The organism is Paenibacillus jamilae (genome assembly GCF_050482105.1).
Lineage (GTDB): Bacteria > Bacillota > Bacilli > Paenibacillales > Paenibacillaceae > Paenibacillus > Paenibacillus jamilae_B.
On sequence record NZ_JBCNHI010000012.1, the window covers coordinates 58871 to 70747 of the forward strand.

The following is an 11877-nucleotide window of genomic DNA, read 5'->3' on the forward strand; positions in this document are numbered from 1 at the left end:
TAATCGTTCAGTATAAAATCTTGATGTATACTACAAATTGTATGCAGCTCTCAAGACAACAGCAGGAAATGTTCTCATTCCCTCAGAGTGGCATATTATGTTTTGAAAGCGTGCATTCCGATGCACTTTTAAACTTTTTCCATGACAGGAGAATCGGTTGAGATGAGCGATAAAGAAGTCATTCTTACACAGGAAGGCCTTAGAAAGCTCGAAGATGAGCTTGAGAACTTAAAGTCTGTCAAACGCCGCGAAGTGGCTGAACGGATTAAGGTAGCCATCGGATACGGAGATATTAGTGAAAACTCCGAATACGAGGATGCGAAGAATGAGCAGGCCTTTATTGAAGGTCGTGTAATTACTTTGGAAAAGATGCTACGCAATGCCCGTATTATCAATAGCGATGAAATTGACACCGATGTTGTGGGAGTAGGGGCGACGGTAACCGTTGAAGACCTGGAATTCGGGGATATTACAGAGTATGCTATCGTAGGTTCTGCTGAATCTGACCCGCTCCAGAACAAGATCTCCAATGAAAGTCCGGTTGGCAAGGCCATTCTCGGTAAGAAAAAAGGAACTGTTGTAGATGTAACTGTTCCAGCAGGTGTTATTCAATATAAAATCGTGGATATCAAAAAATAAGACACGGACTTTGGAATTTAATGTAAAAGCTTCCTTGTGGAAGCTTTTTTTCTCTACAGCCGAGACGGACCCCGGCCCGTCTATTCATATTAAAGGAGCTGATTTAGCACCATGTCGGATGAAACTACTAACCAGGAATTACAAGAAAACCGCGAGGAATTAAGCGAATTATTGCAAATTCGTCGTGCCAAATTGGACGAGCTTCGCTCATTGGGCATTGATCCTTTTGGACGCAAATACATACGCACGGCTGAAGCGGGCGTACTACTGAGCAAGTATGACAGCTTGACCAAGGAAGAATTGGAAGAAAAAAACATTGAAGTTAGCATAGCAGGCCGCATCATGGCCAAACGAGTGATGGGGAAAGCCAGCTTTGCCCATGTACAGGATCTTAGCGGACGTATTCAAATTTATGTTCGTCAAGACACTGTACCTGAAGCTAATTATAAAGCATTTGGTATTTTGGATCTCGGCGATATTGTTGGTGTTAAGGGCGTGCTCTTTAAGACCAAAACAGGTGAAACGACGATTAAAGTATTGGATATTGAGGTCTTGTCCAAGTCCTTGTACCCACTACCGGAAAAATACCATGGTCTAAAGGATGTTGAATTGCGCTACCGTCAGCGTTATGTTGACCTGGTTATGAACCCAGAAGTACAAAAAACGTTCATTACGCGGTCCCGTATTATTCAATCCATGCGTCGTTATCTGGATTCGCTCGGTTATTTGGAAGTTGAAACTCCAACGTTGCATGCCATTGCTGGCGGGGCAGCGGCGAAGCCATTTATTACGCATCATAATGCATTGGATACACAGCTTTATATGCGTATTGCTATTGAGCTCCATTTGAAACGACTAATTGTTGGCGGAATGGAGAAAGTATATGAGATCGGGCGTGTATACCGTAATGAAGGTGTTTCGACCCGTCATAACCCTGAGTTTACGTTGATTGAGCTGTATGAGGCGTATGCTGATTATAAAGATATCATGCAATTGACAGAAAACATGATTGCACATATTGCGCAGGAAGTACTGGGCACACAGCACATTCAGTATCAAGGTCAGGAAGTAGATCTGACGCCGCAATGGCGCAGAGTTTCCATGGTCGATGCTGTTAAGGAAGTAACAGGTGTGGACTTTAGTGTGCAAATGAGTGATGAAGAAGCTCATCGCCTTGCGAAAGAGCATAAAGTTCCGGTTGAACCGCACATGACATTTGGTCATATCCTGAATGCATTCTTTGAACATTTTGTAGAGGAAACGCTCATTCAGCCGACCTTTATTACTGGACATCCAGTTGAAATCTCGCCATTGGCGAAGAAAAACGAACAGGACCCACGCTTTACGGATCGCTTCGAGCTGTTCGTGGTTGCTCGTGAGCATGCGAATGCGTTCACTGAGCTGAATGATCCAATTGACCAGCGCCAACGTTTTGAAGCACAATTGCTGGAACGTGAGCATGGCAATGATGAGGCTCATCAAATGGATGATGACTTTATCCGAGCCTTGGAATACGGTATGCCGCCAACAGGCGGGCTGGGTATCGGCATCGATCGTTTGGTTATGCTGCTGACAGATGCGCCTTCCATTCGCGATGTGCTGCTCTTCCCGCATATGCGTAACCGTACAGTAGAATAACATCACATTATGAATATAGAGGATCAGCCGGGGCTCCCGTGTCTTGTTCCTCTTTTTCATAAGAACGGATGGAGAGGAATACTTCTGATGAAACGCAGCGTCAGGCTTAGTCGGTTCGCATCGCCTCCTTTTATATTGGTCATCGGATACTTATTGATTATTGCATTGGGTACTTTACTCCTGATGCTTCCTGTTGCCAATCATAGTGGACATGCTCCGCATTGGATTGATTCGCTTTTTACGTCCGTCTCTGCTGCTTGTGTCACAGGATTGGTCGTTGTTGACGTTAATTCGACCTATACCGTATTTGGAGAAACCGTCATTTTGGTGCTGATGCAGCTAGGTGGGCTGGGATTTATGACCTTAGCGACCTTGTTTGCGCTGCTAATGGGGCGACGACTGTCGTTGAAGGATCGGTTGCTGCTTAAAGAGGCGATTAACGCCGACAGCATGGAAGGGATCGTGCGCATTATTCGCAAGGTGCTGATCTTTTCATTCACCATTGAAACGATTGCAGCTGTCGTCTTAGCTTTGCGGTGGATGCGAGAGATGCCTGTCGGACAGGCGATATATTATGGGATATTTCATTCCGTATCTCTCTTTAACAACGGAGGATTTGATCTGTTTGGGGCCAGCTTTCAGCAATACGCTGGAGACTTTATCTTCAATATGATTGCATCTGTGCTTGTGATTTCGGGGGGACTGGGGTTCCTTGTATTAAGCGACTTGTTCGATTTTCGTCGTACCCGGAGACTGACTTTACACTCTAAAATGGTGCTGAGCGTATCGGGAGCGCTCATTGTAATTGGTGCACTGGTTCTATTTATTTTTGAGTTTACCAATGCACGAACCCTGGGTGCGCTGAACTGGGAAGGCAAAGTATATGCCGCTGTCTTTCAATCCGTTTCCACCAGATCATCGGGTACAAGTACTGTCGACATCAGCGGATTAAGGCAGGCCAGTCAGTTCTTTATCATGCTGCTGATGATTATCGGTGCTTCTCCAGGCTCTACTGGAGGGGGAATTAAAACAACTACGTTCCTGCTTATGGTAGGTGCATTAATCGCCGTTATGCGAGGACAAAAGGAGATTGTGTTTTTCCGTCATAGGGTTCCCCAGGATATTATGATGCGGGCGTTGACGATCATTGTATTGGGGCTATTTATATTCTCATTGGTAGTAATACTGCTCTTAATGACCGAGGATGCCCCATTTCTCTCTCTTGCATTTGAGGTGGCTTCTGCTATCGGAACGGTGGGGTTGTCTTTAGGAGTGACGCCAGGCTTATCTGACGCAGGCAAGCTGATTATCTGTATTACCATGTTTATTGGTCGAATCGGCCCTCTTACGATTGCCTATGCGATTCGCCCACGTTCGACCAAGACGTTGTACCGTCGTCCCGAAGGACATATTGTAATTGGATAGCTTATGTATATAAAAGATGCACCCGTGCTGATGACAGGGATGCATCTTTTTTTATTGCACATAACATAATCCTTTATTTGCAGCATATTATGAAAAATGCCCAAATTGAGAATAAGAGGAAATGAACTAAACAACCGCAAATTCTTTTGTAAAAAAACGGCTATTTGTTTCCTTTTATGTAATTATAGACAAAATACTAGGAATTTTATGTATAATATTGTATGATAGTGGGCATGAAGGGGGGGAACTTAGGGGAATACCAATTCAAATTTGAAAGGAATCGTCTAATTATGTATTTATTTATTATTAGTGCTGAGGTTCTATTTTGGGTTTTTGTTGTTGCAGGGTTAGTCGCAAGGTATATGTTTGGGTTGAAGAAATTAGGAGGTCTTCTTTTACTATTTACCCCAATTATTGATATCCTGTTACTGATTGCCGTGTTCATCACGGTGAGAAGTGGCATGGAGATTACAACTGCTACTGGCCTGGCGGCCTGTTATTTTGGTATTACCGTAGCGTTTGGTCATAGGTTGATTAAATGGGCGGATGTACGGTTCTCTCATTGGTTTGGTAAAGGACCCAAGCCTGAACGTAAATATGGTGCTGCACATGCAAAAGAGGAACGGATAGGTTGGTTGCTTCACCTTTTGGGTTGGGCTATAGGCAACGCTTTGTTGCTCGCCATCATTGTATATGTAGGGGATCCGCAGCGTACAGCGGCATTGGAGGCTATTATGCAAACTTGGGCGATCGTTCTGTTAATCGACTTTGTTGTCTCCTTTAGCTATACGGTAGCTCCTAAAAAACATAAACATAAGGCTTAGCCTCAGAAAAGTAAGACTTCAAGCTTGGGACTGAATCAGGCTGGTACTCAGGATGTTCAAATCGGAAGATCATGGACGGTGGAAATGTAGTGGTTATTTCCGATAGCGGGGTGAGTCTGTCATTTTTTATGGAAATATTTATAAAAGTATGATATTTTTATGTTGAACCCGCTTTGACAATTACTTTATTGTTGCCTCTCTATTTTTTCACACGCATGGATTCCTTCCGATTTGAACACAGACCAATAAAGCAAAGTTCACAATTTTTAAAATATTCTTGTCATCTGCCTAAAACGGCGACTATATAAGTTTGGCAATTGACGCGATAATATTCCAGGAAAGATTATATATGTCTATATATGTAGACAAGCGCAATTAAGTTGTTATTATGTTTAAAAATGTAAAAAAGAAAGGTGGTTTCTGTGGCAGTACTACTGAGTGGAAAGAACATTTTGATTATGGGTGTGGCTAATAACAGGAGTATTGCCTGGGGGACAGCCCAATCTTTAGCTGCTGAAGGAGCAAATCTCATTTTTACTTACGAAAATGAGAGGGTTGCAGAACGGGTGCTAAAGCTCGCTGAAACCATTCCAGGGTCCATTGTCTGTCCTTGCAATGTACAGAGCGATGAAGAATTGGATGCGCTGACGGATTTTCTTAAGGAGAAGGTAGGCGTCTTGCACGGCTATTTCCACAGTGTAGCGTTTGCTAAGGCTGAGGATTTGGAGGGCTCGTTCGTCGACACTTCTCGCGAGGGCTTCGCAGTTGCGCAAGAAATCAGCGCCTATTCTCTAGCTGCTGTATCCCGCCGTGTATACCCGCTGATGACAGAGGGTGGAAGTATCGTCACCATGACGTATATCGGTGCAGAACGAGCCATCAAGAATTACAACGTTATGGGTGTAGCAAAGGCTTCACTGGAAGCCAGCATGCGTTATCTGTCGAATGATCTGGGTACTTATGGCATTCGTGTAAATGCGATTTCGGCAGGTCCTATACGTACTTTGGCCGCCTATGGCATTAAAGATTTTAACACAATGCTAAAGCATATTGAAGAAACTACGCCCCTACGCAAGACGGTCGATACGTCCGAAGTCGGAGATACGGCGTTATTCCTATTTTCCCATTTATCGAGAGGCATTACAGGTGAAGTGATCCATGTAGATGCTGGATACCATATTACGGGGATGTAAGGGGGGAACGTTATGCTTATTACGCATACGGATTGCCGTATTATCTCACCTGAAGGAATTATGAGCAGAGAGCGTCTGGAACGAGACGTGACGATCTTTTCGCGGATGCTGGCTCTCAGAGGAATTCCTGAAGACGGTAGAGTGATTCTGAAGGCGGCCAATTCCTATTGGTTTGTTGTATCTCTGTTCTCCCTGTGTCATCTCGCAGTTTCGGTAACTGTGGTGGACGAGCAGACTGTAATTGATGAGGTGGCCCAAATCTATGATGAAGCGGGTGCCTGTTGCATCCTGACGGATTCTGCTTTAGAACTTCCTCATGCTCTCGTTATTTTGATTCAAGATCTAATTCAAGAAGAAGCAGTACACCCGCATTGGGTGGGAGAGCCAAAGCCCGAAGCCCTCGACTTTAACAAGTGGTGCGAGAGATCGGATGCGCTCATTCTGTATTCTTCCGGTACGACGGGTAAACCCAAGGGAATCGTGAAAGCTGGTTCAGCTTTTATGGAGAATATCAGGCATTCCATACACGCTATGAACTACATACCGTCTGACCATATGCTCCCCGTGGTGCCTTTTTCTCATTTTTATGGAATTTCACTTATCTTCTCCTGGTGGTTAACCTCATGTTCTCTCATCATTTGTAATCCAAAAAACCTCTGGAGCGTCATTGCAAGTATTACGAAAGACCGGGCGACGGTCGTAGACGCTAACCCCTCTGCTTTTTACACCTTGTTGCGTATGCTAAGCCGAAAACCCGAACAACTGGAATTGATCAAGCAATCTCCAGTCCGCATGTGGTGCGTAGGCGGTTCTCCACTTACTCAAGACCTCGAAGAGAAATTTAACAACATATTTGGACAACCCCTGCTGAATGGCTACGGCTTATCTGAATTGGGCAACGTTACGCTGGGGACGCTGGAATGTCCGAAGGGCTGTGGCAAACCATTACCTGGCGTGGACTTGAAAATACTTGATTCTGCAGGTAACGAGCAGGTGGACGGTATCGTAGGTGAAGTGTGGATACGAAGTGCCGGATGTATGGAAGGTTATCTGAATCGTCCAGACCTGACACAATCCGTTCTACAGGATGGCTGGTTCAAGACGGGAGATCTGGGCTATCTGGATGACGGAATGCTGTATGTTATTGGTCGCAGTGGTAAGACGGTCAATCGGATGGGCTACATGGTCTCTCCAGTCTACATTGAAGACCGAATTGGTTCGCTAGGGTACCGATCCTGTGTGATCACCTTGGAGGACGAGGCAAAAGGGACATTGCTTGTTGCGTTCATCGAAAATGAATCCTCGCAGGTTTTACCTGTGCTTCGCAAAGAGATGAATCAGGTGCTCCCTTCTTACATGTTTCCCGATCTTTTGCTTCCGCTCGATCATTTTCCTTTAAATCGCAATGGAAAAGTAGACCGTCTGGAGATGGAGCGCGTTGCTCTAGAGAAAGCTGCTTCTCGCAAAGCATAACAGGATATTTACCAAAACTGCATATAGGAAAAGGAGAATGTGCCATGAGTATAAATCCAGAACTGGCAGAAAACACGCTGTTTCTGAAAAGGCATGAATCTATTCTGAAATGCCTCAATTATTTGATTGAAAATCGGCAGGAAGTGATGGATATTCTCACACAATTTTCATCCTATCGAGCCGCTAATGCAGAAATTGACTCCACGATCCTCACACTTCAAGGTGCATTAGAAGAAGTGCAGACTCATCAGCCAAGCTGGCAACGATCTATGGCTGTATTCATGCCTTCCAACGTCATTTTGTACTCCTATGCATTATACCTCTTGATTCCGTCCCTGTACGTTGAAAATATAGACTTTCGTCCCTCTTCTCACGTAAACGAGTACGTCGATATGCTGCATGAAAAGCTTCAGGCCGTACACCAATTACCTATCTATATTCGCAAAGTTAGCCAGAAGGTGTTCATGGAGAATTCCGTGATGCCAGCTGATATTGTGGTGTTCACCGGAAGCTATACCAATGCGGAGAAGATCAAAAAACAGATTCGCAAGGATCAGCTCTACATCTTTTATGGACAAGGGATCAATCCTTTCATCATTGGACCAGATGCCGATCTGGAGCTGGCGGTTACCGATGTGATTCGAATGAGATTGTTCAATTCTGGACAGGACTGCCTGGGACCCGACATCATCCTAGTACATCAAGATGTGAGCGAGCCATTTAAAAATTTGCTGATTCAACGGATTGACGAACTCGTATTTGGGGCCAACAATGACCCGAATGCAAACTACTCCCCCATATTTTATAAAGACACGCTATATTCGGTTTCTGAATATTTTAATACAAATGATAAGTTCATTATTTATGGTGGTGGCATTGATTTCCGTACGAAAAAGATGGAGCCAACGGTCGTATATAGCGAATTGGATCAAAATCTGGAGATTATTGAGTATTTCTCGCCAGTTTTCAATGTAGTTAGCTATCAAGACGATGAGCAGTTGATCAAGCGCATTTCCTCTAGTTATTTCAGTGAACGGGCTATGGGTTGCAGCTTATACGGGTCGGAGCATCTGACTGATGTTCTACGAAAGAAGCACACATTGACCATTAACCAAACGCTTGAGGATGTGGATCAAGGCAATAAGCCTTTTGGTGGTTATGGCACGATGTCGAACTATATTTTTTACGATTATAAGCTCGTTTCGAAGCCGATCCTGATCTCAAAAATTGTCGCAGAATATTTGTCGGAAAAGAGGAGTTTGGTATGACTGCGAGCATATCCCCATGGGATGCCGTCATTGGCTACTTAAAATCGGCTGGGGTTCAGCATCTCTTTGGATTACCAAGTGACGACCTCAATATTGTAGCGTCACTCCCCCCATCCGGTATGGATTTTATTTTGTGTAAAGATCAGCGTAATGCTGTGTTTATGGCCGCAGGCTATGCGCTCACAACTAACCAGATGTCTGTATGTGTTGTAGGAAAAGGTCCTGCGCTCAGCAATACACTTACGGGACTGCTGGAAGCCAAGAATCTGGGCGCCCCGCTTTTGCTTTTGGCGCTTGGTACCGGAGGAGACAAGTTGGGTACCCGATCCTTTCAGGAAGCTGACCAAATCTCACTCGTAAAGCCGCTCGTCAAATGGGCTTACCGTGTTGAGCATGTGGATCGGCTTGTATGGGCGATGGAGCGGGCTGCCTTTTTGACTATTAATGGGGCACCAGGTCCAGTCTATATCGAGCTACCCGAAAACCTGATGGACCAGCCTGTGCCAACAGGGCTTCAGTATGCCCCGCCAGAAAAGCTGTCGTGCTCCCCGTCGCTTCGGGAACTGGATGCGGCATGGAGCATTATTGAGAATGCCCGCAGGCCACTCATTCTAGTGGGAGGCGGAATGAAGTCAGGGACAAGCGATGTCATTGAACGGTTCGCCAACCAACATGGAGCAGCCTTATTCGCGACTGCCTCGGGACGAAGCGTAATTAATGAAGATCATGCACTTTTCTGTGGTGTTGCCGGGCTCTATACCGATCTTAGTCTGAGAGAAATCTGGCAGGAATCCGATGTGGTCATTACGCTGGGTAGCCGATTGGAAGAAACGGCTACGTTCGAGTGGGATATTTTGCTACAGGATACGCCTTTAATTCAAGTCAATGTAGAGCTGGAGGATTTTGCCCACGAATTCAGGGGCGTCAAGTTGCTTGGTGACGGATACGCAGCAGTAGAGCAATGGCTTGAACGGGGCGGACAAGAGCCCGATGGAGCGTGGCTTGAAACGATCGAGAGATGTAAGCAGAAGGCTTTTTCAGAGAGAGCTAATTATCTGGAAGAGCTGAAAAGGACCCCTGGCATCCACGTTCCAGAATTGTTGGACATGATTCAGACGGAGTTTCCTGAAGACCTGGTGCTTTTACAAGAGAACGGATTGCAGGATATGTGGTCCTACTTTTATCCATATTTCCGTTTTGCCTCAGGCTCACTTTCGATTGTTCCCAGTGACCAAACAAGTCTTGGATTCGGTGCGGCTGCTGCTCTGGGGGCAAGTGTGGCGACAGAACACCCGGTAGTAGCGCTTGTAGGTGACGGTGCATTTAATCTATTTTGTTCAGATTTTATGACGGCGGTACAGTATCAAATACCAGTGATTTATCTTGTACTTAATAATGGCGGCTACGGTTGGCTGCAAAATCAGATGAACTATAAGCATATCTCAGGACAGGCTTTCCCATTTGTTTCGGAGGCGACCAAGACAGGAATCCAAATTCCCCAGTATGAATTTGTCGAAAGTCTGGCAATCCGCAACAAGGGGGAGGCTCGGGAGCAGCTTCAGCTTGCTTGGCAAAAGTACAAGGAGAACAAGCTTGTGGTCGTCGAGGTGTTTGCTGATCTTGCAGATGTGCATGAGAAAATTAGTCATGTCTATGGTGACTTTCCTCTTTACGAGCAACAGGCTTCCAAGAATTAATTTCAGCGAAGGACGTGGGTATGGTGAGAAGACGTGTTGTAGTGACAGGGCAGGGAGTCGTAACACCGGTCGGGCTTCATCTTACAGATTTCTGGAATTCACTGCTGGAAGGAAAAAGTGGAATCGGACCTGTCACTGTTTTCGATACAGCAAATATACCAACAAAAATTGGTGCACAGGTTACGGGCTTTGACCCGTTGGAGTATATGAGCAAAAAAGAAGCTCAAAAGGTTGCGCAATTCACTCAATTCGCCTTGGCGGCTGCCCGCCAGGCAGTCGAGCAGTCGAAATTAGTCATTGATGAGCGCAATGCAGGTCGTGTGGGTGTTATTGTCGGCTCTGGAGCAGGTGGGCTCGACGTCATAGAGGAGAACTACAAAAAATTAATGGAGCTGGGTCCTAAAAGGGTCTCTCCTTATTTTGTTTCCTCGATGATGATTAATTCTGCGCCAGGTGAAATCTCTATTGCTATTGGAGCTAAAGGACCTTCGTTTGCCGTGGTTACAGCCTGTGCGACAGGCAGTAATGCCATCGGTGAAGCATTACGTACGATCCAGTACGGCACGGCTGATGTCGTAGTGGCTGGAGGTGCAGAGGCCAACTTTAGTCAGCTTGATTTGGCATCTTTTGCGAACATCCATGCTCTTTCTAGACGCAATGAAGAGCCGCAGAAGGCCAGTCGCCCGTTTGATACGGATCGCGACGGGTTTGTTATCGGTGGAGGGGCAGGCGTTTTAGTGCTGGAGGAGTTGGAGCATGCCTTGAACCGGGGAGCTACTATTTTGGCCGAAGTTGCAGGTTACGGATGCACAACGGATGCGTATCATATCACGGCTCCAGATCCGTCGGGCTCCGGCCCGGCAGAAGCGATCAGCATTGCACTGCAAGATGGTGGCTTGACACCGCAGGAGATTGACTATGTTAATGCCCACGGTACGAGTACACCATTTAATGATCGTATGGAGATTAATGCTATTCAAAAGGTATTTGGCGAGCATGCTCCTCGTTTGGCAATATCGTCTATTAAATCTATGACAGGCCACTTAATGGGCGGCGCTGGGGCAGTCGAATTAATTGCAACGGTCCAGAGCATAATCCACAGCAAAGTACCACCGACACTTAATTGCGACAATCCCGAGGCTCCTGAACTAAACTTTGTACCGCACGTATACCAGGAACGTGAAGTTCGTGCGGCGATTAGTAACTCTTTTGGCTTTGGAGGGCACAACGTCTGTCTTGCCGTTCGTAAGTGGGAGGGGGTATAAGCCTGTGAGCGAAGAGCTAGTCCGTATCCAGGATGTGCTTCCGCACAGGTACCCATTTCTTCTGCTCGATGGTGTGACCGGGTACGAAACATCGCAATGGGCGAAGGGGTACAAGCTTGTTACCCGGAGTGAGTGGTTTATTACAGAGGCTAATCCATATATGCCTCCTATGCTGATCGTGGAATCGCTCGCACAATTAGCGGCATTCGCTGCGATTGACAAAAGAGGTATTTCATACCTAACCAACCTCAATGGCGTTCGCTTTCATAGCCTTGCGAAGCCTGGGGATCGAATAGATCTCTATTTTGAAGTGGTCAAGCGTCGGCGTGGTTATATTCTCGGAAGTGGCCGGGCTACCGTAGGCGAACGATTGGTAGCTGAGGCGGAAGAAATTGTTTCACTTGATCAATGACGGGGTGGAAGCGCGCGTTAAACTGTCTTTTTGTCCTCCTGAC

At 45.9% G+C, this 11877-nt stretch carries 10 protein-coding genes; all 10 read left to right on the forward strand.

Annotation, left to right across the window (positions count from 1 at the left end; all coding sequences use genetic code 11):
• Positions 1–162 precede the first annotated feature (162 nt).
• The 10 genes from greA to ABEW32_RS10215 all read left to right on the forward strand — a co-directional run bounded on the left by greA (position 163) and on the right by ABEW32_RS10215 (position 11834).
• Positions 163–639, forward strand: a complete 477-nt coding sequence (gene greA, locus ABEW32_RS10170) for a transcription elongation factor GreA (RefSeq protein WP_013308160.1) — start codon at positions 163–165, stop codon at positions 637–639.
• A 111-nt stretch (positions 640–750) separates the two neighbouring features.
• Positions 751–2277: a lysine--tRNA ligase gene (gene lysS / locus ABEW32_RS10175; protein ID WP_430187183.1), complete on the forward strand. Its 1527-nt coding sequence runs from the start codon at positions 751–753 to the stop codon at positions 2275–2277.
• An 87-nt stretch (positions 2278–2364) separates the two neighbouring features.
• Entirely contained in the window at positions 2365–3702 is a 1338-nt protein-coding gene (locus tag ABEW32_RS10180; protein ID WP_430187185.1) for a TrkH family potassium uptake protein, read from the forward strand.
• 290 nt (positions 3703–3992) lie between these two features.
• Complete coding sequence (locus ABEW32_RS10185) at positions 3993–4526, forward strand: hypothetical protein (RefSeq protein ID WP_430187188.1); 534 nt, start codon at positions 3993–3995, stop codon at positions 4524–4526.
• Positions 4527–4948: 422 nt separating this feature from the next.
• Positions 4949–5719 carry an enoyl-ACP reductase FabI gene (gene fabI, locus ABEW32_RS10190; RefSeq protein ID WP_430187190.1) on the forward strand — a complete coding sequence of 257 codons (771 nt, stop codon included), beginning with the start codon at positions 4949–4951 and terminating at the stop codon, positions 5717–5719.
• A gap of 12 nt (positions 5720–5731) precedes the next feature.
• Entirely contained in the window at positions 5732–7192 is a 1461-nt protein-coding gene (locus ABEW32_RS10195; RefSeq protein ID WP_430187193.1) for a class I adenylate-forming enzyme family protein, read from the forward strand.
• Between the two features lie 44 nt (positions 7193–7236).
• Positions 7237–8460 carry an aldehyde dehydrogenase family protein gene (locus ABEW32_RS10200; protein WP_430187196.1) on the forward strand — a complete coding sequence of 408 codons (1224 nt, stop codon included), beginning with the start codon at positions 7237–7239 and terminating at the stop codon, positions 8458–8460.
• Positions 8457–10157 (forward strand): thiamine pyrophosphate-binding protein, encoded by a 1701-nt coding sequence (locus ABEW32_RS10205; RefSeq protein WP_430187198.1) that lies wholly within the window; start codon positions 8457–8459, stop codon positions 10155–10157. Before ABEW32_RS10200 ends, ABEW32_RS10205 begins: the two co-directional genes overlap by 4 nt.
• Before the next feature lie 20 nt (positions 10158–10177).
• Entirely contained in the window at positions 10178–11422 is a 1245-nt protein-coding gene (fabF, locus tag ABEW32_RS10210; RefSeq protein WP_430187200.1) for a beta-ketoacyl-ACP synthase II, read from the forward strand.
• Positions 11423–11426: 4 nt separating this feature from the next.
• A complete protein-coding gene (locus ABEW32_RS10215; RefSeq protein WP_430187203.1) occupies positions 11427–11834 on the forward strand; it encodes a 3-hydroxyacyl-ACP dehydratase FabZ family protein in 408 nt (135 codons plus the stop codon).
• Positions 11835–11877: the final 43 nt, after the last annotated feature.